A 24980-nucleotide genomic window follows, 5' to 3' on the forward strand; every position below is an offset into this window, starting at 1 on the left:
CTCCTTATCTTGAATTCAAGGAGTGTTATCATGCTAAAACTGAAAAAAAGAATGTATATCACAATTAGCTGCTTGTTGTTATGTACCGCGTGGGCGTCCCCCTTATCCGCCAATGAAGCCAGAGACAGGACAGAAGTTCTGCAGGAGATCGACGAATATATGAATCGGAGCATGAAGGCCAATCACATTAAGGCTGCTTCACTGGCAATTGCCAATAACGATGAGGTCTTTTACGCAAAAGGCTACGGGACATTCGCGGACGGCAAGAAGGTTACGGGCAACACCCCTTTTCCCATTGCTTCACTCAGCAAGTCCTTTACTGCATTGGCTGTTCTGCAGCTAGTGGACAAGAGTCGGATCAACTTGGATGCTACTTACGCTTCCTATTTTCCAGAGCTTTCTCCACAGGACCCCCGCGTTCTTGATATCACGGTTCGTCATTTACTGAATCAGACGAGTGGTCTCAATGACAAGATAAATCCCGATATGACAAAGACTCCGCAATTCCAATCGCTGGCTGAAGCGAACCAATTATTAAACACGGTTCAACTTGCTCATATCCCCGGAACAGCCTACAGCTATCATAATCCCAATTACGTGCTGCTGGCGAACCTCGTGGAAAGTGTTAGCGGAGAGCGCTTTTCGGATTATCTGAAAAAACATATTTTTGAACCACTAGGAATGAATCATACCTTCAGTGTCAGTACAACGCAGCAATTCTATGAGAATAATACTATCCCGCTAGGACATTACCTGAGTTTGGGACGCGCTATAAGTCAATCCGAACCGCTTTGGTTCATTGAAGGCCCCGCCGGCATCGTTTCAACCGCAGAGGATATGTCCCTTTGGATGCTTTCCCAATATAATGGCCGCCTCGTTTCCCCTGTGCTGATGAAACAATATCATGCCGCAGGAGCGATCGGTCCTTACGGCATGGGCTGGCTTGCAAACCAAGATGCGTCTAGCGGTCGCACAATCTCCCACAGCGGCATTTTCTGGACCTACAAGTCAGAAGAACTGGTTTATTTGAACGAGCAAATGGGCATTGCCGTAATGTTTAATTCTGGTATAAACGCTTATGTGAATTACTCGGCATTTATTGATGGAATAGCGGATATCATGAGGGGGCAGGAACCCCAAACCTCGTTTGTAAACGGTCGGAATATGGAAATGATCATGATTGTGCTGATCATCGCTACGGTTGCATGGGGCATCTACGGCTATTTTCGCATACTTCGGAAAAACCACCGCCTAACGATCAGCAAATTGATTATGATCACGGTGGGTAGACTGATCCCGGTTCTAATTCTCTTGTCTCTGTTCCCATTAGTTACATTTATCGGCGGAGGACGTGTGTTGCCTTGGTTTGGCATCTGGACTACCCTATCAACTCCAATCATATGGCTTATCGTATGGTCACTTGTGAACTTCGTGCATTTGGCTTGTTATATCTATGTCTATTTTCAGAATACAAAAAACGACCCTTTGGAGTTACCTCAGTAATGGATTTTTAGATTCTCTATTTCGTCGGCTGTTATTGTATCTGTTGAAGTGTTCGGCCAAGAAGGATTAAGAGTTCTATGTATGGCTGACTTATTAAGCTAATTTAGCTTCTGAAATTACAAAAAGCTTCTGTCTCACCGATGGGAACAGGTCCCTTTGGCGAGGCAGAAGCTTTCTTCTATACGATACTTTAGTAATTAACCGAACAGTTTTGCCGCGTGGCGTTGTTCGTAAGCAGCGATCTCATCATCATGTTGAAGAGTCAGACCGATATCGTCCAATCCTTGCAACAGGAATTGACGACGGTGCTCATCCAGATCAAAATCGATATGCAGTCCGTATGCATCAGTAATCGTTTTGTTTTCCAGATTTACATTCATCTCATAGCCTTCATGTGTCGCTGTACGTTGGAACAAGTCTTCAACTTGCTCTTCTGACAACTTGATTGGCAAGATTCCGTTCTTAAAGCAGTTATTATAGAAGATGTCTGCATAAGATGGAGCGATGACACAACGGAATCCATAGTCCAAAATCGCCCATGGCGCATGCTCACGGGAAGATCCACAGCCAAAGTTGGCACGTGAGATCAGGATGGATGCCCCTTCATAACGAGGTTTGTTCATTTCGAAGGAAGCATTATTGTTGCCCTCTTCATCAAAACGCCATTCATAGAACAAAAATTGTCCAAATCCGGTACGTTCAATCCGTTTCAGGAACTGTTTTGGAATGATTGCGTCTGTATCTACATTGACCCGGTCTACCGGTGCAACGATGCCTTGTAATGTTTTGAATTCTTCCATATTAAACGTTCTCCCTTCTGTCTGTTATAGATTAGATCGCTGCTTCTGTTTTGAAATTCCAGTCCCGTACGTCCACAAAGTGACCCTTAACCGCTGCTGCTGCTGCCATTGCCGGGGATACCAGGTGCGTACGTCCTCCGCGTCCTTGGCGTCCTTCAAAGTTACGGTTGGACGTCGAAGCACAACGTTGACCTGGCTTCAATACATCCGGGTTCATTGCCAGACACATACTGCATCCCGCATCACGCCATTCAAATCCGGCTTCCGTAAAGATTTTATCCAAACCTTCTTGTTCAGCCTGAATTTTAACACGTCCTGAGCCTGGTACAACAATTGCTGTAACCTGACTGGATACCGTGTGACCTTTAGCCACTTGTGCTGCTGCACGCAGATCTTCGATCCGTCCATTGGTGCAAGAACCGATAAATACATAGTCAATTGGAATCTCGGCGATTGGTGTTCCCGGTTCAAGTCCCATATATTCAAGCGCTTTTTCAGCCGCTTTGCGTTCGTTTTCAGTAGGCAATTCAGCCGGAACAGGAACTTTCGAAGAAATGTCGGTTCCCATACCTGGGCTTGTTCCCCAAGTTACTTGCGGAATCAATGTCTCCACATCGATTTCAACCACATGGTCGAACTCGGCACCTTCATCGGTTACAAGTTGTTTCCAACCCTCTACCGCTTCATCAAACTTCGCATCCGCTGGTACGTATTCACGTCCACGCAGATATTCAAATGTTGTTTCATCCGGAGCGATCAATCCTGCTCTTGCTCCACCTTCGATGGACATGTTGCAGACCGTCATACGCTCTTCCATGCTCAACTCACGGATGGATTCACCTGTGTACTCAATAACATAACCTGTTGCAAAGTCTGTACCATATTTGGCGATGACTGCGAGGATCATGTCTTTTGCGGTTACACCCGGGTTACGTTTGCCGACAAAACGAACTTCCATCGTTTTGGCTTTTGCTTGTTGCAAACATTGCGTTGCCATAACGTGCTCAACTTCACTTGTTCCGATTCCGAATGCCAGTGCGCCAAACGCACCGTGTGTGGACGTATGACTGTCACCACATACAATCGTTTTACCCGGGTGAGTCAAACCCAGTTCAGGTCCCATAACGTGTACAACGCCTTGATCAATCGTGTCCAGATCATACAATTTCACGCCGAAATCACGGCAGTTTTGCGAAAGTGTATCAATTTGTTGTTTGGAGATAGGATCTGTAATGTTGAAACGGTCTTTCGTTGGAACGTTGTGGTCCATTGTTGCAAATGTCAGTTCAGGGCGACGAACTTTACGTCCGCTGAGACGAAGACCTTCAAATGCCTGTGGAGAAGTTACTTCGTGCACCAGATGCAGATCGATATACAGAATGCTTGGTTTGCCTTCTTCTTGATGAATTACGTGATTTTCCCAAATTTTCTCAAACATCGTTTTTTTACTCATCATTTTCACCTCATTATAAGTTCGGTCCTTGGAAGAGCCTCTGTTTTCTTTAAAAAGTGAAGCTCTTGAATGACATAAATATATCACCCCGTCCTTCATTGTTCCAAGATATAATATCTATAGATGTAATAGGTTTAACCTATAATGTAATAAAGACAAATAAACCACTGCTCATCGCAGAGGTTTCAATTGATAACAATTATCATTATCAGATAAGTCTTATACTACGTTTCCGCTGCTTCGCTGTCAATGCTTTTTATCTAGAACATCAAAAAACAGCCCTGAATCCAGAGCTGCTTTGCTAGTTTCTGTTATGAAATGAAAAGAAAAGACGCCTTCTATGAGAATGCTTGTCCGACTACTGTATTACAAACCGTTTTTTGCAATCACATCTTTGTACCAATAGAAACTCTTCTTGCGTTTTCTCTCCAGTGTTCCATTGCCGTCATTATCCTGATCTACATAAATAAAGCCATATCGTTTCTCCATCTCTGAAGAAGAATAACTAATCAGATCAATCACTCCCCAACTGGTATAGCCCAGCAGTTCAACACCGTCCAGAATCGCCTCATGCATCTGTTCAATGTGAGAGCGGAAATAATCAATACGATAATCATCCTGAATGCTACCATCAGCTTCAATCGTGTCTACCGCTCCAATCCCATTTTCAACGATAAACAAGGGCACCTCGTAACGGCTGTACAGTTCATTCAGTGAGATGCGCAGACCTACCGGGTCAATCTGCCAGCCCCAATCATTGGTTTGGAGATACGGGTTCTTCACCCCTCCAGTTGTATTGCCACTCACCTGCTCCAATCGGTCGCCATCCACACTTGATACCAGGGACATATAATAACTGAATGAGATAAAGTCCACAGTGTGTAATTTCAGAATCTCCTCATCTCCCGCAAGCATATCGAGGTTAATCCCTTTTTCGGCAAAAAACCTCTTCGTAAAGTACGGATACGCTCCCCGCACCTGTACGTCCGTAAACATAAGATTGAATTGATTATCCCGGGAAGCAACGAGTACGTCTTCGGGATTACATGTATGAGCGTATGTTGTCAGTTTGGTAAGCATACATCCGATCTGAGAGCCAGGAATGATCTCATGACAGTATTTCACTGCGAGCGCACTCGCTACAAATTGATGGTGCAACCCCTGATATACAGCCTGCTCCACATTTTCGAAACGCTCCGGAACAATACCACCACTCGTAAACGGATGACGAACAATGCTGTCAATTTCATTAAATGTAATCCAATACTTCACTTTATCCTTATAACGGGTGAACACGGTTTTGCAAAAGTGAACAAAATACTCGACGACTTTCCGATCCGTCCACCCACCATGGTGATTCACCAGATACATCGGCATCTCATAATGCGATAACGTAATCAATGGTTCGATCCCTTGTTTCAGCATGCCATCAATAACGCGGTCATAGAACTGTAAACCGGCTTCATTCGGCTCTGTTTCGTTGCCATTTGGGAAAATTCGGGTCCATGCAATGGATAGTCGCAACGTTTTGAGCCCCATCTCCCCAAACAGGGCGAGATCCTCCTCGTAACGGTGGTAGAAATCAATGCCTCTGCGTTTCGGATATTCTCTGTCCGAGGTAGACTCCATCGCAGCCTTGATCTGCTCTTCATTGATCGCATTGTGTTTCTTATATTCACTCTTGGCTACACCTTTGCGATAGATAGCAATGTCGGCTGTAGACAGACCTTTGCCATCCACATTCCACGCTCCTTCTGCCTGATTGGCAGCAATCGCTCCTCCCCATAGAAAATCTTCTGGAAACGTTCTTGTTGTATTGGTCATTGTGTATTCCTCCTTGGATTATCTCTGTGACTCTTTCATTCTTGCTCAATTGCGACTCATGACCCGATTGATATGAATAATCAAATACATCATCTCTTCATTGGAGATCGTATGTTCAAACCGGGCTTCAATATAATCCTTGATTAGCAGTACGCAGGCTTCTTCCTGGGGATATTTATTCGCGATCTGCTCAAAGAGCTCATGATCCTGTGTGTTTAATGTTTTATGCTCAAAAAGCCGTTGAATAAAAAACTGCAAATGGGTCAAAAAGCGTGAATAGTTGATGCTGTGTGTATCCAGCTCCACTTGATAGTGAATTTTGATAATATTGAGTACATCCTTAACTGTATTGGTCATCATCATGACCTGATTCATATTGTCATCATTCTGCTGCGCATTAACGAGATGAAAGGCAATATTCGCCGCTTCCTCCTCAGGCAGGGAGAGTCCAAGCTGTTTTTGAATGAGAGACAGACCATGCAACCCGATACTGAACTCCTGCGGATAGAACTTTTTCACTTCCCACAACATTCGGTTCTGGATCGTCATATTGTCCTTGAATCGCTTCATGGCCATATACAGGTGATCTGTTAATGCGACATAGAGATGATCACTCAGATGGCGGGACAATGTATGTTTGGCGTGAGAGATGATTTCATCAGCCAGAATCAGATATTCTTTTGGCGTTTCCTTCATCAGAGCGGTGAGATCCGAAGAGATCGTTTCATTTTCAAAGACATAGATCTTCTCGATCTCATCCTCGCCCACGACATCTCCCGGTTTGCTCCTGTAGCCGATGCCCTTTCCCATCACAATAATTTCCTTATCATCCTCACCACGTCTGGCAAGAACAATGCTCGAATTCAGTATTTTTATGACTTCCATATCAGGCTGCCTGCCTTTCATTCATATTTCAGCGGTTTATAACACCGTAATTAATGGTTTTCCCGGTCCCGTCATCGCTGCAGATTCATTGCCCAGTACCTCCAGATAATCGGAGGAATTGGTCACAATTACAGGGGTCGTCGTGTCATAACCTGCGGCTTGTATAGCTTCAAGATCAAACTCGATCAGGAGCTGACCATGAGAGATCTGTTCTCCTTCGTTCACTTTTACATCAAAATGCTGGCCTTTCAGTTTCACCGTATCCAATCCGACATGAATCAGAAGTTCAACCCCTTCTACCGATCTCAGACCGATGGAATGTTTAGTGCGGAACACCGTCTCAACGGTACCGTCAAACGGTGCAAACACCTTGCCAACACTTGGCTGAATCGCCATACCTTGTCCCATGGCTTCTTGCGAGAATGCCTCGTCCTTCACCTCACTTAATGGCAGAACTTTACCTTCCAAAGGAGCAAAAACGATCTTTTTCGATTTGATCCCTGTAGATGGCTGGATTTCAGATTCACCTCTCGCTTGGTTTGTAGGACTGCCTTCCATCGACACTGCTGTTGGAACAACATCCTGAAATCCAATGACATATACGGCGACAAACGCGACAATGGCAGAGATCAGCATGGTAATGATCGCATAGATAATATTCATATGATCTTCACTGATAAACATAGGCATAGATGCAATCCCCGGACCCACGGCAGCATATGCCTTGAGATTCACAATACCTGCGAACAACCCAGCGACTCCGGCGCCGATCATGCAGGCAAACAGCGTTTTCTTGAGCCTTAAATGTACACCGTACAGAGCAGGTTCCGTGATACCGAATACACCTGAAATTCCTGCAGACAAAGCGACTTGTTTCAGCTTGATGTCTTTGGTTTTGAATGACACCGCCAGTGCGCCTGCTCCCTGCGCCATATTGGATGCCAGCATCGCAACCAGCACCAGTGTTTCATATCCAGGTGAAGCCAAGGCTGCGAAAATAATGGGATAAAATACTTTATGCATACCGAACATGACAATCAGAGGCATCAGTATAGCCATAATGACAACGGTCAACCATCCAATCTTATCCTGAATCCAATAGATCAGGTTGGACATTCCCGTTCCGAGATACATCCCCAGAGGTCCAAGTACAATCAGGGCAACTGGAGCAACAATGAGAATAACAATCAAAGGTTTAAGGAAAATTTTGACCGGCCCTGGTGAGATCTTGTCCGCGAACTTTTCAATGTAAGACATGAACCAGACCGTTAAAATAATGGGTACCACGGATGTCGCATATTGAACGGATGCAACAGGAATGCCAATAAAGGACACCGGATCTTCACCGCCAAGCAGACCAATCATATTCGGGTGTAACATGATTCCACCAAACAGAACGGCAACAAAGGGGTTGGTTTTAAATCTATTTGCACTGGAATAAGCCAGTAGAATCGGAAGAAAGTAAAAGGCAGCATCAGACATGACACTCAAAACGGTATATGTCTGGCTCTCTTTAGACATCAGGCCGGTCACGGTCGCCAGTAGCAACAGTGCCTTAAGCATGCCCGAGGCAGCAATGGCTGGGATAATAGGTTGAAAAATGCCTGCAATGACACTGGCAAAAGTATTAAACAGTCCTTTGGGGCTATAATCCGCTTTTTGTTTCTCCTGAATTTCGTTTGATTGCCGAGTATCCATCATCTTGGCAAGTTCATTGTAGACGTACGCGACGTCATTACCGATAATAACCTGATATTGTCCGCCGCTATTCACTGCGCCAATAACACCATCAAGGCTCTTAATTTCTTGGGTCTTCGCCATATCCGGATTCTTCAGGGTAAGTCTGAGCCTGGTAGAGCAATGAATTAACGTGTTGATATTATCATTGCCACCGACCAGCTCCATAATCGATTGGGCTAATTGTTTGTGATTCATGGTGCACCTCCGCCATTTTTTCTTGATGGGAACAAAAAAAGACCTAAAAAGGGTAGGAAAAAGAAACTCTTCCCACCCAATCTAGGTCTTGCCTGCCGAACAGTAACACGCCATCGTTGGATGAATGTTATTCAATTATATAAACGAAAAAGAATATGAACATTTTAACACTTGAAACTGGCACACATGAAAACGTTGATTTTGTTTTACCCGGGTAAGTGGTTCTTATTAAGCGTTTTCAAAATCAGTATATCAACTCTTCTGATGGAGTGCAAGCGGTTAAGCGAAATTAATGATTTCTTCATCTGTAATGATATAATGGTGGCATAACGAAAGGAATGACCAATGACGATGGAATTCAGACAACTTCAATATACGCTGCAAATTGCGGCCGAACGAAATTTCTCCCGGGCAGCAGAGAAGCTGCATATTGCCCAGCCTTCATTAAGCCAGCAATTATCCAAATTGGAAAAAGAATTGGGTGTGCTGCTGTTTCAGCGTAATACCAGTACCGTGGAGTTAACCCATGCGGGTGTTACGTTTGTCGAGCAAGCCCAGAAGATCGTAGATGCCGTGGAGCTATTGCGTCAGGAAATGTCCGATATCTCCCAGCTTCGCAAAGGTAAAGTCGTTGTAGGCAGCATGCCGATCACGGGATCACACCTGCTCCCACACGTGCTTCCTGCGTTTCAACAAGCTTATCCCGAGATTGAGGTTACCTTATTGGAAGACTCCGGGCTTACGCTTGAGAAATTGACAGCAAGCGGCAAAGCAGATCTCAGTCTGTTATCTCTTCCTTTACAAGAGCCAAGTCTCGCCTATGTTGCCATTGGAGAGGAAAAGATTGATCTGGCAGTTCCCCCGAATCACCCTTTGGCACGCAGGGCAGATCCGGAACATCCGCTTCCTGTGCGAATTGAAGAACTTCGGGATGAACCCTTTGTTGTATTGAAAAAAGGACAGGGCTTCCGCAAACTTACATTTGATCTCTGTGAGCAGGCTGGTTTTGATCCCCAAGTTGTGTTTGAAAGCACAAATATTGAAACCGTTCAGTCGCTGGTCGCCACAGGTATGGGTATTACCCTGGTTCCACGCTTTATTGCCCGTGCGCCGCGCAGTGAGTTCGTGCCTGTGTATGTGCCACTTGCTGAGCCTACTCCCAGCAGAACACTAGTTGTCGCTTATCGTCAAGGCAGAGTGCTGTCGAAGGCAGCCGAAGCATTCATCCATACGTTTCAACAAACCGTGGCCGAACTGTCAAAGGGAGACTAAAAAATTTCTCCTATGGGTATGGGTACATTTCATACTGAACCAAAACAAAGGCTTGACCCCTATGGGCCAAGCCTTTGTTATACTCGTTTCCCGCATCCGCAGGATAAAGTTCTTACTTTGCAATCACAGTAACTGGTTCCAGTACAATGTTGCTTGTTAAGTTGTTTGGTTTTCGATGCTTATTTAAAATGTTAACGTTGAAACGTACATAAGAAAACTTCATGTTTGGCGGTTTATTTACGCAAATTACGATCGCTTGTCAGCCTGTTTTGCTGATTCATTACACGGCCTTCGTCCTGAACAGTTGAATCAGGGGGTGATAGCCCTCCTGCTCCATTCTCTAAGAATGCCCTTAAGTGATCTTCCCTTGTGTTATCCTGTTCCAGTCTCCTGAGCGTATCTTTCACATGGTTGTCCATTGATTGATCATCCTCCTTGGTGACGGGATAGTTATCATTACCCGCGTCATGGAAGAATAAACACTTCTACGAAAATTTTATTCCGCTTTTTTATTTTTCGCCAAAATAAACGCCAGGTCGACGGTCTTCAAATACGGGAATACGTCCGCGAACCTCATCTACCAGAGATGGACGAATAATTCCGGTCACGATCTCTTCCCCTTCGCCACCTTCAGCCACAATCTCACCCCAAGGATCAATGATGAGGGAATGTCCGAAAAATTCAGTCTCTCCCCCTTTACCCACACGGTTACAGGCGATTACATACATCTGATTCTCAATCGCTCGTGCCGTAAGCAAGGTACGCCAGTGGTGCAGACGAGGATTCGGCCATTCCGCAGGTACAATCAATGCCTTAGCCCCGTTTAGAGCAAGTGTACGGGCCAGTTCCGGAAACCGGATGTCGTAACAGATCGAAGCCCCCGCTGTAAGACCGTTCTGCAATTCAAAAATTTCAGGTTCCGCACCAGGCTGTAGATATTTCTCTTCATCCATCAGACGGAACAAATGTAATTTATCGTATCGTGTTACCTGTTTCCCTTCACGATTATAAGCGTACATTGTATTGTATATTTGACCATCCCGTTTCTCAGCGATAGACCCGCCAACGATGGAAATTTGATGTTTTTGAGCAAAAGCAGACAGCCATTCCCGAGATTTCTGGCCTTCCGGGTCAGCGAGTTCATGAATTTGCGTCAGAGCGTAGCCCGTATTCCACATCTCAGGTAACACAGCCAGCCCCAGATCCGGATATTGTTCTACCGCACGCTCAAGCAACGTCTGCATATGTTTATGATTGGCCTCAGGGTCTCCGAGTTGAATATCACCCTGAATCAGGGCTACACGCATTTCTCCCTGTTGTTTTTCTGTCATGACAAGCACTCCTCTGAACCGTAATACCTGCTATCATAGCTTGATCCTCCTGAAGACTGCAAGCCTGTTTTTGTTATGAACTTCCACATAACAACTCAGGCAGCAGGGTCAACAATCGATCACTCGTGAGCGCATCACCCACATTCCATGTTGACTCCTCCACAGGGTATACTCGTCCATTCTGCACAGCCGGAAGGGCCTGCCAAGTGGGACTTTTCATCAGCATCTCTGTAGCCTGTCTTGCCACAACTTCCTCAGGCAGCATAACAAACACATGATCTCCCGCGTACTGACGTACCGCTTCAGCCGAAATTTCCTTATAGGCTCTGCCTGCCGCAAGTGCTTCCTTCACTTTGGTAACTGGCCTGAATCCCATTGGATGATATAACATAGGCGCGAGACCGATATTGCCCATAACAAATAATCGTGCACCCCGATGGTATGTAAATACGGATGCCGTTTCCCCCTCTTCAATCACAGTATGGATCTTCGCCCACATCTGCTCAGTACGCTCCGCATAGGAGGTTAGCCATTGTTCAGCCTGCGGTTGTCTGCCAAACCAGCTGCCCAATCTGCGCATTCGTTCTTCCAACGTGGCATGTGAATTGTAAGCAAGCGTCGGTGCAATCCGGTAAAGTTGTTCATACTGCTGTTCATTACTGCTATCAAAAATAATCAAATCCGGCTTCATGATAACAGCGGCTTCCACATTAACCGGGGCTACCGCGTCATATGTCCGATCTTCCAGCAACTGAATGCCCAGCATCAACAGATCCCCAGCAGAATCTCCATAATACATAATTCGCTCCGGGTTAACTGGAATATTCACATCATGACCCAACCAATCCTGTACCAACATCTGCTGCTGAATCGATCTGTCATATTGACGAGGAGATAATCCCGTCATTTGGCGAAAACGCCTGCTGAAATAATACTCATCCTTAAACCCCACGCGGCTCGCTATATCCCGAAGTGGTTCATCTGATTTGCGAAGCCAGTCCTTGGCATGTTTGATGCGAACATGATTCACATAATCGAGCGGCTTGTGACCCGTGAGTTGTCTGAAAAGGGTCGTATATTGTACAGGTCTGATCTCCGCAAGACGTGCCAGTTTCTGTACAGTGATTTCTTCAGCATAATGGTCGTCTACATACTGAATGGTACTGTGTAGTCTTGCCTCCATACTCTGTTCCGTCTTTGGAGAAGTGTACCGGGTAATGATCATCTCCATCCATTTTTGGAACTGTGCATTCAAATGACTGTATTCAGCATCTGTTTTATAATTCCGAATGACATACATCTGCTCCAGCAGCCCACTTAACGGAGCATAGGGATAACCATTCAATTGGTTTCTGTGCTCAAATACAGCGCGGGTAAAGAGTTCGGGATCACCCGTCAACACATGAATAACATCAAAAGCCATTATGATATATTTCAATTCCGAGTTATTACGATGTTCAATCTGGTACACCTCTCCCGGAGAAAGCGGATAAACACATCCCGTAGTAAACGGAAACTGTTCATGTCCAATATATAAATGCCCATCCCCTTCTTCGCAGATGAGGAAGGCATGTTTCTCACAAGCTACTTCCAGCATCACCTGTTCAGGTGGTTCAATTCGACGTACCAGATGATCCAGCCGAAACATGAATGCTGAAAAGAACAACGCTCCCCCATCGGCATCCAAAGCCTGCATGTCGGTTCACCTCGTTTTTCTAAAATGAGAATAATTATCAATCATTCTGTATGGTCTGATTATAAGCGAGCGATTGTTAATAATCCAGATATGACTTTATTCAGCAAAAAAGAGCGTTCAACGAAATGTTGAAGGCCCCTTTCACTTTTTTTATAACTGCATTACTCAAAGGTGTTACTGCTGCCTCACTAGCTCATCACCATTATTGAATCATCTGTTTTGGCAGTTCTTGTAACAGCCACTCCCTGGAAAGAGCATCACTAGAAGCTTTTACGATATTAAAACGATATACCTTTCCTTCTTTTACCGCAGGCAGGTTCTTCCAAATTGTACTATCCAGCAATTCCTTGGTGGATTGTTTCGCATCGTCGGTTACAGGATCCAGAATAAATATCCGATCACCGGCGAATTCAGATAATTTTTCAGTCGAAATCTCTACAAATCCCATGTCTTCATCCAATACGTTCTGAATTTCCGCGGTTGGCTTCAGCCCGTCCTTTCCATATAACAACTGTGGCAATCCTGCACCCGCCATGACAAACAGACGATTCCCCGGATACATCGTGAATACCGAAGCGGTCTCCCCTTCTTTTAATCCGTTCTCATGAAGTTGCGTCCACATCTCTTCCGTCGCTTTTTGATGAGCCGTAATCCAATCCTCCGCTTCTTGCTTCTTATTCAACAAGTCGCCAAGGATACGAATACGATCTTCTATTGAACCAAACGAATCAAATGTAACCGTAGGTGCAACCTTTGCGATCTGATCATATTGTGCTTCATCACTGTTGGAAAAAATGATCAGATCGGGATTCAAGTCCAGCGCCTTTTCCACACTGATTGGAAATCCTACATCTTCTGCCTGGGCAACCTGTTCATCGTACACGGTCCCCTCTTGACGAAGTATGCCGACAGGAACAACACCAAGCGCGAGCAGATCCCCTGTAACTTCTCCATGATAGATAACTCGCTTCGGATTTACAGGAATCTCAACTTCATGGCCTGTCCAGTCTTTGAATATCCGGGTCTCGCCCTCATTCGTCTCTTCCGTTGCAGTCGTGGTCTCTGTCGTTTCTGTGGCTGCTTTGGAATCATCTGCGCCAGCAGCAGGTGTTGCAGCCTGATTTCCACAAGCCAGTAGCAGGATGGATAACCATGTGATCGTTAATAATACTCCCGTATTTCGTATGCCTTTTTTCATTTCTATTTCTCCCCCTGTATCATGTGCGTTGTGCTAGAAATTAATGATATTGATTATCATTATCGGATATTATCATAAAACATGGTTTCTCTCAGCTCAATGGACAAAACGAAATGAGCACTTTCAGTTTTGTACAATACTCCGCTCTTTCCTCCTATGTACTGTATATTCAAGTGCATTTCCCTCTATACAGCTCGGGATTGGCGTGATAAATTAATGAGAACTATTTGCCATTTTTAATAAACCGGAGTGATGAATCTAATGACCCATTCAGACCATACATCTGCTCGTTCAGCTTTTAAGATACCGACTTCTGATGTGATGACACAGCTGCCAACGCAATTTTTTGCTACCCTTGTTCAAAATGTAAATCGTGAAATCGCAAGTGGACATGACGTGATCAATCTGGGTCAGGGGAACCCGGATACACCTACACCACCTCATATTGTGAAAACACTGCAAGAGTCGGCTGAGAATCCCCTCTACCACAAATACTCCCCTTTTAGAGGGTACTCTTTCCTGAAGGAAGCTGTCGCCAAACGTTATAAGGAAGATTACAACGTTGATCTGGACCCCGAGACTGAAGTAGCCATTCTGTTCGGAGGCAAAACAGGTCTGGTTCAGTTACCACAGGTACTGCTTAACCCCGGCGACACCGTTCTCGTTCCAGATCCCGGCTACCCGGATTACTGGTCTGGTGTTGCGCTCGCCAAAGCAAACATGTCATTTATGCCTTTGCTGGAGTCTAACGCATTCCTGCCGGATTATGAAGCTGTTACAGCCGAAGATCGGGAGAAAGCCAAGCTGATGTTCCTGAACTATCCCAACAACCCAACGTCAGCAACGGCACCCCTTTCGTTCTACGAAGATACGGTAGAATTCGCCATTCAAAATCAAATCGTAGTAGCCAGCGACTTTGCTTACGGTGCAATTGGATTCGACGGACATCGTCCAGTCAGTTTCCTGCAAGCCCCTGGTGCCAAAGAAGTGGGCATTGAATTCTATACGTTATCCAAAACATACAATATGGCTGGATGGCGTGTTGGATTCGCACTCGGTAATGCAGAGATTGTCTCTAAAATCAATCTGCTTCAGGATCATATCTATGTCAGTCTTTTCGGTGGAATTCAAGCTGCGGCAACGGAAACACTGACTGGCTCTCAGCAATGTGTTGCCTCACTGGTTTCCCGCTACGAATCGCGTCGCAATGCGTTTTATGACGCTCTATCCTCTATTGGCTGGCAAGCTTCGAAACCAGCAGGTTCATTCTTCAGCTGGTTGCCTGTACCTGCCGGTTATACCTCCGCTTCATTTGCAGACTTGTTACTGCGAGAAGCCAAGGTGGCCGTAGCCCCAGGTATTGGTTTTGGTTCACATGGTGAAGGCTATGTGCGCGCAGGACTGCTAAGTGATGAAAACCGATTACGCGAAGCTGTGGAGCGGATTGGCAAACTGAATTTATTCAAGTAATTTACAGGACCATAACCCCTTTGCATATGCCAACTTTCCATGGTATGTTATAAGAAATATTGAACGAAACGTGATGACGGGACCAGTAAGAGAATATCAGTCGCGCCCAGAGAGTAAATTCCACCCTGCTGAAAGAATTTACCGCGACTCTTCTCTGAAACCTACCCCTGAGCGGCCTGTTACGTACAGGACAGTGCCTTCTGTTACAGGGCATGAAGCCGGATGATTTATTCATCAATAAAGGTGGTACCGCGGAAGTAACGAACTTTCGTCCTTTTTAACTAAAGGGCGGGAGTTTTTTTTGTACCCGCTAAAGCCTGCTCCAGAAGCACTTAATAATCATGTTTAAGGAAGTGAAACCATGACTTCACGTATTGTAGTTAAGATTGGAAGCAGCTCGCTTACAACGGAAGAAGGCGGTCTGGATCGCAGTTCGATCACTTTTTTTGCCGGAGAAATTGCAGCATTGGCTGATCAGGGTCATGAAGTGCTCTTGGTCACCTCAGGAGCGGTAGCGGCCGGATTCCGTGAGATCGGTTATCCTCAGCGCCCCAAACTGCTACATGAGAAACAAGCCGCAGCGGCCGTTGGGCAGGCATTACTGATGCAGGCATATCAACAGGCTTTTGCAGCGCACCGCGTTACTACAGCGCAAATCCTGTTAACTCGTACAGACTTTCACAGTCGTAAACGCATGGGTAATGCAGGCATGACCGTAGAAGAGCTGCTCAAACAGCGAGTGATTCCAATTTTCAATGAGAATGATACAGTTTCGGTGGACGAATTGAAGTTTGGTGATAATGATCTGTTGTCCGCGCTCGTTGCGAACCTGGTGAAGGCTCAACATCTGATCATTCTTACGGATACCAACGGACTATACACCGCAGATCCGCGCAAAGATCCTTCTGCCGTTCGTTACGACCGTATTCCCGAAATAACGGCTGAGATCTATGCTTTTGCCGGCGGTTCAGGATCATCGGTTGGCACAGGCGGAATGCGATCCAAAGTTGATGCTGCCAAGGTTGCTACACGTGGAGGCGTACCGGTATTTGTGGGAAGTGTGAAAGAACCCGGAGATATGCAGAAGGCAGTGGATGGCACGGGCAAAGGAACTTACTTTGAGACACGACTCGCTTCGTTATCCCGTAAAAAGCAGTGGCTGGGCTTCATGTCCACTCCGCTGGGAACCGTCGTTGTGGATGATGGTGCTGAAGAAGCACTTGTCCATGGGGGCCACAGTCTTCTGCCTGTAGGGGTCAAGCGAGTACTGGGAACATTCCATGCAGGAGACGTCGTAGAGGTCATTGGCATGGATGAAACCTTGCTCGGTCGCGGTATCGTCAATTATGATGATGACCAGCTTCGACTTATTGCCGGACTTCCCAGTGGCGAAGTGATGAAACAACTTTCTAGCATCCACAGACTTGAAGTTATTCATAGAGACGAATGGATTACGTTAAAATAACTATGAAGCTATATAGTGGTTAAAATTTTAAGATTATATATATGAGGAGGAATTAAGATGAGTGAAGTCAGAGAAAAAGCCATCAAGGCCCAAGCCGCGGTTCCACAGCTGAACCGATTGAATACAGAACAGAAAAATACAGCCCTGCGTGTCATGGCAAATGCTTTGATTAAGGAGACAGATTCCATCATTACGGCAAACGCCGAAGATCTGGAACGCGGCAGAGAACAAGGTACGCCGGAATCCATGCTGGATCGACTCGCCCTCAATAAAGAGCGCATTGTTGGCATTGCTGAAGGATTACGTCAGATTGCGGATCTCCCTGATCCAGTCGGTGAAGTATTGGAGACATTTACCCGTCCTAACGGATTGCATGTTGAAAAACTTAGAGTGCCGATTGGTCTGATCGGTATCATCTACGAAGCTCGACCTAATGTAACCGTGGACGCAGCCGGATTATGTCTCAAAACAGGTAATGCGGTGCTTCTGCGCGGCGGCTCCTCTGCCTTGTCCTCCAACCGCAAAATTGTCGAGGTACTGCATCAGGCACTCACAACCACAGACGTGCCTGCTGATGCGCTGCAACTGGTTGAGGATGCAGATCGTGCTTCCGTGGATGAAATGCTCAAACTGAACGGATTACTGGACGTTATTATTCCACGAGGCGGGGCTTCGCTCATTCGTAATGTGGTTGCCAATGCAACCGTACCTGTCATCGAAACTGGGGCTGGCATCTGCCATACCTATGTGGATGAAACAGCCGATCCGGTCATGGCAGCCGAAATTGCCATCAATGCCAAGGCACAACGTCCTTCTGTATGTAACTCCATGGAAACGTTACTGCTACATGCCGCATACGCGGAAGAGCACCTGCCTGCTCTTGCCGAACAATTCCGTGAGGCCAATGTGATTTTGAAAGGTTGCGACACGGTACGCCGTCTTGTCCCTTCCGCTCTTGAGGCAACCGAGGAAGACTATGCGACCGAGTACAACGATTATATTTTAAATATCCGTGTGGTCAAGAATCTGGATGAAGCGATGCAGCACATCGCACATTACGGAACCAAACATTCCGAGTGTATCGTAACCCGGGATACAGCCCATGCAGAGCGTTTTATGCATGATGTGGATGCAGCAGCCGTCTATCACAATGCGTCCACACGTTTCACTGACGGATTTGAATTTGGCTATGGAGCCGAAATCGGAATCAGTACCCAGAAACTGCATGCACGTGGACCGATGGGACTGCCAGCACTGACATCAACCAAATATCGGATTACAGGCAATGGACAGATTCGTCAATAATATCTCAGCACCAGTTATATAGGAGGAACGATAAATATGAGTCAAGAGCAACAGACGTTACTACAACAGAAGATTACTTTCCACGGAGCAGGCGCGATGGCTGAAGCCATCGTGCGCGGACTGATCTCCCGCCTAGTCGTTCGTCCTCAGGATATTACGATGCTGAACCGCAGCAACCAGAAACGTCAGGAGGAGCTCAGCACCCGTTATGCTGTACATACCGGAACGGCCTCACAATCTCTGGATCACCTTGCCTCCACTCCGGTCATTGTACTCTGTATGAAACCCAAAGATGCTGCCGCAGCACTGCGCGAACTGGGTCCGCTGTTATCACCTGATCAACTGATCGTATCTGTCATTGCCGGATTATCAATCCGCACGATGCAGTCCTTGCTCGGTCGTAAACAACCGATCGCCAGAACCATGCCGAATACATCCAGTACCATCGGACTTGGCGCAACCGGTCTTGCCTTCTCTGCGGAGATTACGGATGATCAGCGCAGTACGGTAATGACCATGTTTGAAGCAGTTGGAATCGTGACCATTGTGCCTGAAGATAAACTCGAAGTACTCACAGGGATTTCCGGAAGCGGCCCTGCTTATGTATACTATCTAATGGAGGCCATGATTGCCGCAGGTATTCGTGGTGGTTTATCCAGCCAGCAATCTCGTGATCTCACAGTTCAGACGGTGCTGGGCGCATCACGTATGGTACAACAAACCGGTTTGGAACCGATGAAGCTTCGTAGTGATGTGACATCCCCGGGAGGGGCAACCCAGGCAGCGCTGAAAACGCTGGACGAAGGAGATTTCTTTGAAAATGTAATCGCAGCCGTCAACCGCTGTGCAGAGCGCTCACGGGAGATGGGAGCTGCTTTGGAAGGGGATTTAAAATGAATAACATGTGCACAGCCACATATCGTCTGCATGATGATCATGCAGACTTTCGCAAGAAAGCTCAGTCCATCGCGATTGGCATGACCGTGGGTAGCTGGACTGAGTTGCCACAAGCCCAGCGTGAAGCGATGCAGAAACATCTGGGCGAAGTAATCAGCGTAGAAGTCCATGAAGCTGATGGAATGGCTGCGGGTGAGCGTTACGCTGATATTACCATCGGATATCCTGATGTTAACTTCAGCCGTGATATCCCTGCCCTGCTCGTGACGGTCTTTGGCAAAATCTCAATGGATGGCCGGATCAAATTAACAAAGCTTGGTTTCTCGGATGGCTTCCTGAGTGCATTCCCGGGACCCAAGTTTGGACTGAATGGTGTTCGTGATCTGCTTGGTGTACATGACCGTCCACTGTTAATGAGTATCTTCAAATCGGTTATTGGGCTGGATGCAGATGAACTGCGTGAACAATTTATTCGTCAGGCCCTTGGAGGCGTTGATCTGATCAAGGACGATGAAATTCTGTTCGAGAATAAATTGACCCCTATCGAAAAAAGAGTCGAGGTCTGCATGAAAGCTGCCGAACAGGCACGCCAGGAGACAGGCAAGAAACTTCTTTATGCAACCAATCTTACAGGACCTACATCTCGTTTGAAGCAGCAGGCTGAACGCGCTATTGGTGCAGGAGCAAATGCCTTGTTGTTCAACGTATTGTCATACGGATATGATGTCCTGCATGAACTCAGCAGTGATCCTGATATCAATGTGCCGATTATGGCTCACCCTGCTCTTGCAGGTGCACTGTATCCTTCACCACATTACGGCATCTCGGCTTCGGTTGTACTTGGCCAGTTGATGCGTCTTGCGGGTGCCGATCTGGTGCTCTTCCCTTCTCCTTATGGATCAGTAACGATGCCGAAGGAAGAAAACATGGCGATCACGGAGCAATTACTGACAGCTGATCTGCCAGTACGAACCAGTATGCCCGTACCTTCAGCCGGTATCCATCCAGGCCTTGTACCGCTTATTTTGCGCGACTTTGGCACAGATGTCATCGTTAATGCTGGTGGCGGTATTCATGGACATCCTATGGGCACTGAAGCAGGCGGACGTGCATTCCTGCAAGCGATTGAGGCAGCCCAGCGTTCCATTCCACTCGCTCAGTATGCAACTGAGCATCCAGAGCTGAAAAGCGCATTGGATCTGTGGGGTGGCGAACGATGAGAAGTGATAAGAAAACAGTCATTTTCTGTGACTTTGACGGTACGATTACGCTCTCGGACAATATTGTTGCAATCATGAAACATTTCAAGCCTGAGGGCATTGAAGCGATTATGAAAGATACGATTGAGCAAAAAATCTCGCTGCGTGAAGGTGTTGGAGCCATGTTCGCTCTTCTGCCTGCATCCCAGAAAGATGAAATTGTGGAGTTCGTGCTTGGACAAGCGGGGATCCGTGAAGGATTCAGCGAGTTTCTTGACTACGTTCGCAGCGAAGGGATCGAATTCAATGTGACCAGCGGGGGTATGGACTTTTTTATCGAACCGTTACTCGCACCATTTCATATCCCGCAGGATCATGTCTATTGCAACGGAGCTGACTTCTCGGGTGAAACCATTAAGATTGAATGGCCGAATCCCTGCCAACCTCCTTGTGAGAATGGCTGCGGCATGTGCAAAACAACCGTGATTCGTACCTTCCCGGAAGAACAATACAATCGAATTCTTATTGGAGACAGTCTGACAGATTTTGAGGGTGCAAAGATTGCCGATCTCGTCTACTCCCGCTCCATTTTGACGGATAAATGTATTGAACTTGGTGTGGACCATGTCCCATTCGCTACCTTTTACGATATCATCGAAGATATGAAACAGAAGCAAACACAAGGAGTGCTGTAAACGATGGGTTTTGAAAAGATTACATTGGAACACAAACGTCAGGTCCTGGAAGAACTGGCTGATATTAAAGCACTGTTCGCCAGTCGTAACTGGTTCCCTGGAACAAGTGGCAACCTGTCGATGCGTGTAGGAGATTTTGATCCAGAGCAATTTTATTTTGCGGTTACCGCCTCTGGCAAAGACAAATCTCTTCGCACACCTGAAGACTTCCTTTTTGTAGACAAGCATGGTAAAGCGATTGAAACAACAACGTTGAAACCAAGTGCCGAAACGTTGATTCACTGCGAAATCTATCGTTTGACCGGCTGCGGTGCTGTATTCCACGTGCATTCCGTGTTTAACAACCTGATCAGTGAATTCTTTGGAGCAGATGGGCACGTACCGATTCAAGGAATTGAATTGATCAAGGCTTTTAACATTTGGGAAGAAAATGCGGAGATTCGTGTACCTGTCCTGCCTAACTTTGCGGATATTCCATCTATCGCTGAATTGGTACCGGATGTTCTAGATGCCAATGTACCAGGGATCTTGCTTCGGAACCATGGTATTTATGCCTGGGGTAAAGATGCTTTTGAAGCGAAACGTCATCTGGAAGCGTTCGAGTTCCTGTTCGAAGTGATGTACCGTCAACTTCTGCTGAAGAACGCTACGAAATAGCAATCATTTATTCGAAATCAAAGCTGCACAACCAAAAACACGCCAGAGGCTGATATACATAAGCCTTTGGCGTGTTTTTGTTGTGGGATAACAGCGATTGAAAGGTTGCTCTGTCATCGTAGTGTCAGTGTAAATAATCTTTAGGTCACTCTACAGTCGATCATCCCGATCCTTGAATAAAAAGAGACTGTCTGCTCCCTCATCATTTCGATGAGTACCACTTTGGATACCCGTCCCCCGTTGCTTGCCAAACAGCAGTTTCAAACCGCCAAAAATGAGCAGCAAGGATACGATGACGGTATTTAAATAGGAACGTATCTCATACGTCATAAATGCATTAGGGAAGAGTTCATTCAGCTGAGGAATGACAAGACGGATCGCCAGGTAATATAGACCCAGCGCGGCAATCCCGAATCCAATCAGACGCTGATGGCGGGCCCAGTCCTTGAAGATCGGTTGATCAACCAAAGGCTCGCGTCCATAGCGACTGGAGCACTGTAGCCCGTCAAAGAAGCTGTAGAACCAGATCAACGGAATCATGAACAGAAACACCGATAAATGAAGCAGGTCCAGAACATAGATGCTGCCCAGGAACAGGAACATCAATTGCATGCCTCTTTTCTGCAATCCAAGATATAGATGACCTGCACCTGGAAAAGCAGATAGCAGCGTTGCAAGCACTTTGCTACGTCGTCCGGCTACTCTGCCCATCTCCAATTCTTCGAATAATGTCCGATCCTGCAATATCTCACCAGCCTGCTTACGGTGGACATGCTGTACCGCGTCAAACATGCAGTATACCCATATTACAGGCAGTATGAGTAGGAACATCAAAAATACCGATTCATTGGTGATCGAAGCTACAAAAACCATCATGGCAAATGAACCAAAGAACGCCATCAGGAAGGACAACCCGCGATGCAACAATCCCAGATGAAGATGTCCCAATCCTGGAACAAATGAGAGCAAAATAGTGAAGAATCGTTCACCCTCACTGCCTTTTTGGTACATGGGTTGACCATAGGGCCCCTCAGGATGGCCATATTCACCACCTGGATGTTGATGCAGCTCATCTTCATTCATCTGCTCCATAGGCCCTTGCTGACCCATGTATGCTCCCTGGTAGGCTGCCCCTTGGTGTGGAGGCGCTCCATAAGCCGCACCGTATCCCCTATAATGTGCTTCTCGGGCAGAAGGTGTACGGAGCAGAACAATAACCATATCCAGCATGCTGATCCCCCAGAAGAAAGCAGCAAAAAGTGCACCGAAAATCAATAAATCTTGTTCATTAGTGACCATGGCTAACATGAATGAACCAACAGCTGTTCCGAAGAAAAGCAATGGATAAATCACGGCTCTTGCAGCCCGTCCCCAATACATGAAACCAAGACCGGGTATCAGGTTTAATAGAAATGCGAGTAATTTGTTACGATCTGAGTGCACAGTCGTCATCCTTTCTTTTCAGGCAATGCGAAACCATTTATGGTTTAGGCTTGAGGTTATCCAGCCATGAAGTGGCTGTCTCCGTCCATTTCTCGGTGAAAGACCCTCTGTGGTCGCCATCCTGGAACTTGTGATAAGGGGCTACCTTGTCAAAAAGTCCAGATGAGAGGAAGATCAATGTCAGACAGGCTGCTACCGCATAATGAAACACTTTATGTTCAAGCCAGCGCCGGTTTCGTCCAGCGCGGGATTTACGTTGAGACTTAGAGGATTGAATGCCTTCAATCCGATGCATGACTGAATCCGCAAACCCTGCCGGGTCAGACAACGGAGGCAGTTCCCCATGGATACCGAGCGCTTCCAAATATATGTCCATCGCATCCGGATCTTCCAGCAGAAGCTGTTCCATTTGGTTCGCTTGAGTTTCACTCATATGGCCTTCAATATAATCAGTCCATTGCGCAGCGGTATACTTCTCCTGTTTACTCACGCCATTCATCCTCCTTCCAATGTTTTCGAATCCACTGCCGGGCACGATACAAGCGGGATTCCACGGTCTTCACAGCCACCTGTGCATCACTGGCAATCTGCTCATAATTTTTTTCGCTTAGATAATACGCAGTGATAATGTCACGATGCTGAGCAGGCAACTGATTAATTCGTTCGAGAAGTTTATCCTGACGTTCTTCACGAACGAGACGGGTAAGAACGTCTTCATCCCGTCCGGGCATATTGATTATTTTTTCTTCTCCACCCGGATCCTCAGCAGCTCGTCTGCCCAGCTTGCGTTTGGCATCAATCGCTTTGTGAAAGGCAATTCGGGTTAACCACGTTTTGAAACCTTCAGAACGGTAGTCGGGGAGAGACTTATACATCTGTATGAACGCCTCCTGAGCTGCATCCTGTGCTTCCTGATCGTTCCTGAGTACGGAATAGGCCACATGGTATACATGCTGGCTATACTTATCAATCAGAGTACGCATCTGGGATGTATCTCCTTGACGGATTTGTTCGATTACGCGCGCTTCATCAATAACTCTCCCCTCCTCTCCAATACTATAGACGACAGCTTGTGTGTTAACCCCTGCGTGATCCATCAAATTTTTGTAAAACAAAATGAAATCATTGCCTGAAAGGTTGATGTTGCTGATCACTCATCCAATCTTTAATCCAAAAAAAACAGGCACAGAATGACTTCTGGCCTGTTTCTTGTCCCTGTCTACGCTGGAATTAACGTCCACCATTACGAAACCGCTGTGTGTACGCCTTCGCGTCTTGAACGGTCTTGACACGATTGCGACTCCACTCAAGCAGGATTCGATCGATATACCGAAAATGTACTTTGCCTGCAAACACCGCTTCCTTCAGAGCCATGAGAATCAATTCCTCTTGATAACGGTCCTGATCCAACCAGCCGGATATCGTCTCGCACTCCATTGGCGAGAGCGGACGTCCGAATTCTTTTTCAAAGATGGAGAACATGTTCCGTTCTTCCTCTTCTTTTTGAACACTGTTCGAATCTTGACGTGCTGAATTGCTACTCTGCTGCTCCGCACGGAATGCGGCTACTTCTTCAGCAGTACATGCTGCAAGCTTGGCATATAATCCATGTAAATCATATCGCTCGTACTGGATGTCCCGTTCTTCGTCACGGTGCTCGTCAATAGCAATATACCCATCCCTCATTAGACGTTGCAACATTCTGGCAATGCCTTCAGGTGCAAGTCCCATGCGCGCCGCAAGCTCTTCAAGCGTGGGAAACTCATTGAACTCTGCCTGACGGAACCCTAGCAGTTGAATCAGAAGAAGAACTTCTGCATCTGATAGGCCAAGCTGGTGATAATAACGTAACAAGGCATACGGCAGATGGGCTGTACCCGAAGTCATGCCATAAGCTGCTCCATCCATCCAAGCTTTGGATGTAGTGTCTTCCATAGACGCTCCCCGGTTAA

At 46.4% G+C, this 24980-nt stretch carries 22 protein-coding genes and 1 other annotated feature; of the genes, 9 read left to right on the forward strand and 13 right to left on the reverse strand.

Annotated elements, in window-relative coordinates; genetic code table 11:
- The first annotated feature begins 30 nt into the window (after nt 1–30).
- On the forward strand, nt 31–1503 hold the full coding sequence (locus MHB43_RS19905) for a serine hydrolase domain-containing protein (RefSeq protein ID WP_405117809.1): 1473 nt from the start codon (nt 31–33) through the stop codon (nt 1501–1503).
- A 197-nt stretch (nt 1504–1700) separates the two neighbouring features.
- Here the strand turns inward: MHB43_RS19905 and leuD are convergent, their stop codons facing one another.
- From leuD to MHB43_RS19930, 5 genes are all read right to left on the reverse strand, one after another.
- Nucleotides 1701–2303 carry a 3-isopropylmalate dehydratase small subunit gene (leuD, locus tag MHB43_RS19910; RefSeq protein ID WP_036607574.1) on the reverse strand — a complete coding sequence of 201 codons (603 nt, stop codon included), beginning with the start codon at nt 2301–2303 and terminating at the stop codon, nt 1701–1703.
- A 31-nt stretch (nt 2304–2334) separates the two neighbouring features.
- Nucleotides 2335–3756 carry a 3-isopropylmalate dehydratase large subunit gene (leuC, locus tag MHB43_RS19915; protein WP_036607575.1) on the reverse strand — a complete coding sequence of 474 codons (1422 nt, stop codon included), beginning with the start codon at nt 3754–3756 and terminating at the stop codon, nt 2335–2337.
- 366 nt (nt 3757–4122) lie between these two features.
- Complete coding sequence (locus tag MHB43_RS19920) at nt 4123–5580, reverse strand: glycoside hydrolase family 1 protein (RefSeq protein ID WP_405117810.1); 1458 nt, start codon at nt 5578–5580, stop codon at nt 4123–4125.
- Between the two features lie 45 nt (nt 5581–5625).
- The gene (gene licT / locus MHB43_RS19925) at nt 5626–6465 is read right to left on the reverse strand and encodes a BglG family transcription antiterminator LicT (protein ID WP_405117811.1); all 840 of its coding nucleotides are present in this window, start codon (nt 6463–6465) and stop codon (nt 5626–5628) included.
- Between the two features lie 36 nt (nt 6466–6501).
- Entirely contained in the window at nt 6502–8400 is a 1899-nt protein-coding gene (locus tag MHB43_RS19930) for a beta-glucoside-specific PTS transporter subunit IIABC (protein WP_405117812.1), read from the reverse strand.
- 351 nt (nt 8401–8751) lie between these two features.
- Between MHB43_RS19930 and MHB43_RS19935 the strand changes: the two genes are divergently transcribed.
- Nucleotides 8752–9672: a LysR family transcriptional regulator gene (locus MHB43_RS19935; RefSeq protein ID WP_036607891.1), complete on the forward strand. Its 921-nt coding sequence runs from the start codon at nt 8752–8754 to the stop codon at nt 9670–9672.
- A gap of 233 nt (nt 9673–9905) precedes the next feature.
- Here MHB43_RS19935 and MHB43_RS19940 read toward each other — a convergent pair whose 3' ends face one another.
- From MHB43_RS19940 to MHB43_RS19955, 4 genes are all read right to left on the reverse strand, one after another.
- The gene (locus tag MHB43_RS19940; RefSeq protein WP_017687767.1) at nt 9906–10091 is read right to left on the reverse strand and encodes a hypothetical protein; all 186 of its coding nucleotides are present in this window, start codon (nt 10089–10091) and stop codon (nt 9906–9908) included.
- Between the two features lie 90 nt (nt 10092–10181).
- The gene (locus tag MHB43_RS19945; RefSeq protein ID WP_339166286.1) at nt 10182–11003 is read right to left on the reverse strand and encodes a carbon-nitrogen family hydrolase; all 822 of its coding nucleotides are present in this window, start codon (nt 11001–11003) and stop codon (nt 10182–10184) included.
- A 73-nt stretch (nt 11004–11076) separates the two neighbouring features.
- The gene (locus MHB43_RS19950; protein WP_405117813.1) at nt 11077–12699 is read right to left on the reverse strand and encodes an ABC transporter substrate-binding protein; all 1623 of its coding nucleotides are present in this window, start codon (nt 12697–12699) and stop codon (nt 11077–11079) included.
- A gap of 202 nt (nt 12700–12901) precedes the next feature.
- A complete protein-coding gene (locus MHB43_RS19955; RefSeq protein ID WP_405117814.1) occupies nt 12902–13897 on the reverse strand; it encodes an ABC transporter substrate-binding protein in 996 nt (331 codons plus the stop codon).
- Nucleotides 13898–14158: 261 nt separating this feature from the next.
- Between MHB43_RS19955 and MHB43_RS19960 the strand changes: the two genes are divergently transcribed.
- From MHB43_RS19960 to MHB43_RS19990, 7 genes are all read left to right on the forward strand, one after another.
- Complete coding sequence (locus MHB43_RS19960) at nt 14159–15367, forward strand: pyridoxal phosphate-dependent aminotransferase (RefSeq protein ID WP_405117815.1); 1209 nt, start codon at nt 14159–14161, stop codon at nt 15365–15367.
- A 64-nt stretch (nt 15368–15431) separates the two neighbouring features.
- Nucleotides 15432–15646: a binding site (T-box leader), on the forward strand.
- A gap of 82 nt (nt 15647–15728) precedes the next feature.
- Nucleotides 15729–16832 (forward strand): glutamate 5-kinase, encoded by a 1104-nt coding sequence (gene proB, locus MHB43_RS19965; protein WP_405117816.1) that lies wholly within the window; start codon nt 15729–15731, stop codon nt 16830–16832.
- Between the two features lie 57 nt (nt 16833–16889).
- Complete coding sequence (locus MHB43_RS19970) at nt 16890–18137, forward strand: glutamate-5-semialdehyde dehydrogenase (protein ID WP_405117817.1); 1248 nt, start codon at nt 16890–16892, stop codon at nt 18135–18137.
- A gap of 36 nt (nt 18138–18173) precedes the next feature.
- Nucleotides 18174–19034: a pyrroline-5-carboxylate reductase gene (proC, locus tag MHB43_RS19975; RefSeq protein ID WP_036607595.1), complete on the forward strand. Its 861-nt coding sequence runs from the start codon at nt 18174–18176 to the stop codon at nt 19032–19034.
- Nucleotides 19031–20254, forward strand: a complete 1224-nt coding sequence (locus tag MHB43_RS19980) for a 2,3-diketo-5-methylthiopentyl-1-phosphate enolase (protein WP_405117818.1) — start codon at nt 19031–19033, stop codon at nt 20252–20254. Before proC ends, MHB43_RS19980 begins: the two co-directional genes overlap by 4 nt.
- Nucleotides 20251–20928, forward strand: a complete 678-nt coding sequence (locus tag MHB43_RS19985; protein WP_017687758.1) for a 2-hydroxy-3-keto-5-methylthiopentenyl-1-phosphate phosphatase — start codon at nt 20251–20253, stop codon at nt 20926–20928. The genes MHB43_RS19980 and MHB43_RS19985 overlap by 4 nt, the downstream gene beginning before the upstream one ends.
- Nucleotides 20929–20931: 3 nt before the next feature.
- Nucleotides 20932–21585, forward strand: a complete 654-nt coding sequence (locus tag MHB43_RS19990; protein ID WP_405117819.1) for a methylthioribulose 1-phosphate dehydratase — start codon at nt 20932–20934, stop codon at nt 21583–21585.
- Between the two features lie 150 nt (nt 21586–21735).
- Here MHB43_RS19990 and MHB43_RS19995 read toward each other — a convergent pair whose 3' ends face one another.
- The 4 genes from MHB43_RS19995 to MHB43_RS20010 form a co-directional block, all read right to left on the reverse strand.
- Nucleotides 21736–23037, reverse strand: coding sequence for a multi-tm2 domain protein (locus MHB43_RS19995; protein WP_221820362.1), 1302 nt, complete (start codon nt 23035–23037; stop codon nt 21736–21738).
- A gap of 28 nt (nt 23038–23065) precedes the next feature.
- Nucleotides 23066–23518, reverse strand: a complete 453-nt coding sequence (locus tag MHB43_RS20000; RefSeq protein ID WP_405117820.1) for a hypothetical protein — start codon at nt 23516–23518, stop codon at nt 23066–23068.
- Nucleotides 23511–24011, reverse strand: coding sequence for an RNA polymerase sigma factor (locus MHB43_RS20005; protein ID WP_405117821.1), 501 nt, complete (start codon nt 24009–24011; stop codon nt 23511–23513). The genes MHB43_RS20000 and MHB43_RS20005 overlap by 8 nt, the downstream gene beginning before the upstream one ends.
- A 247-nt stretch (nt 24012–24258) precedes the next feature.
- Nucleotides 24259–24963 carry a DnaD domain protein gene (locus tag MHB43_RS20010; protein WP_405117822.1) on the reverse strand — a complete coding sequence of 235 codons (705 nt, stop codon included), beginning with the start codon at nt 24961–24963 and terminating at the stop codon, nt 24259–24261.
- Nucleotides 24964–24980 lie beyond the last annotated feature (17 nt).

This window comes from Paenibacillus sp. FSL H8-0317 (assembly GCF_045040685.1).
Classification (GTDB): domain Bacteria; phylum Bacillota; class Bacilli; order Paenibacillales; family Paenibacillaceae; genus Paenibacillus.

Coding starts and splice junctions, on each gene's coding strand:
- MHB43_RS19905 (WP_405117809.1), top strand. CDS start 31: ATGCTAAAACTGAAAAAAAGAATGTATATCACAATTAGCTGCTTGTTG.
- leuD (WP_036607574.1), bottom strand. CDS start 2,303: ATGGAAGAATTCAAAACATTACAAGGCATCGTTGCACCGGTAGACCGG.
- leuC (WP_036607575.1), bottom strand. CDS start 3,756: ATGAGTAAAAAAACGATGTTTGAGAAAATTTGGGAAAATCACGTAATT.
- MHB43_RS19920 (WP_405117810.1), bottom strand. CDS start 5,580: ATGACCAATACAACAAGAACGTTTCCAGAAGATTTTCTATGGGGAGGA.
- licT (WP_405117811.1), bottom strand. CDS start 6,465: ATGGAAGTCATAAAAATACTGAATTCGAGCATTGTTCTTGCCAGACGT.
- MHB43_RS19930 (WP_405117812.1), bottom strand. CDS start 8,400: ATGAATCACAAACAATTAGCCCAATCGATTATGGAGCTGGTCGGTGGC.
- MHB43_RS19935 (WP_036607891.1), top strand. CDS start 8,752: ATGGAATTCAGACAACTTCAATATACGCTGCAAATTGCGGCCGAACGA.
- MHB43_RS19940 (WP_017687767.1), bottom strand. CDS start 10,091: ATGGACAACCATGTGAAAGATACGCTCAGGAGACTGGAACAGGATAAC.
- MHB43_RS19945 (WP_339166286.1), bottom strand. CDS start 11,003: ATGACAGAAAAACAACAGGGAGAAATGCGTGTAGCCCTGATTCAGGGT.
- MHB43_RS19950 (WP_405117813.1), bottom strand. CDS start 12,699: ATGCAGGCTTTGGATGCCGATGGGGGAGCGTTGTTCTTTTCAGCATTC.
- MHB43_RS19955 (WP_405117814.1), bottom strand. CDS start 13,897: ATGAAAAAAGGCATACGAAATACGGGAGTATTATTAACGATCACATGG.
- MHB43_RS19960 (WP_405117815.1), top strand. CDS start 14,159: ATGACCCATTCAGACCATACATCTGCTCGTTCAGCTTTTAAGATACCG.
- proB (WP_405117816.1), top strand. CDS start 15,729: ATGACTTCACGTATTGTAGTTAAGATTGGAAGCAGCTCGCTTACAACG.
- MHB43_RS19970 (WP_405117817.1), top strand. CDS start 16,890: ATGAGTGAAGTCAGAGAAAAAGCCATCAAGGCCCAAGCCGCGGTTCCA.
- proC (WP_036607595.1), top strand. CDS start 18,174: ATGAGTCAAGAGCAACAGACGTTACTACAACAGAAGATTACTTTCCAC.
- MHB43_RS19980 (WP_405117818.1), top strand. CDS start 19,031: ATGAATAACATGTGCACAGCCACATATCGTCTGCATGATGATCATGCA.
- MHB43_RS19985 (WP_017687758.1), top strand. CDS start 20,251: ATGAGAAGTGATAAGAAAACAGTCATTTTCTGTGACTTTGACGGTACG.
- MHB43_RS19990 (WP_405117819.1), top strand. CDS start 20,932: ATGGGTTTTGAAAAGATTACATTGGAACACAAACGTCAGGTCCTGGAA.
- MHB43_RS19995 (WP_221820362.1), bottom strand. CDS start 23,037: ATGACGACTGTGCACTCAGATCGTAACAAATTACTCGCATTTCTATTA.
- MHB43_RS20005 (WP_405117821.1), bottom strand. CDS start 24,011: ATGCGTACTCTGATTGATAAGTATAGCCAGCATGTATACCATGTGGCC.
- MHB43_RS20010 (WP_405117822.1), bottom strand. CDS start 24,963: ATGGAAGACACTACATCCAAAGCTTGGATGGATGGAGCAGCTTATGGC.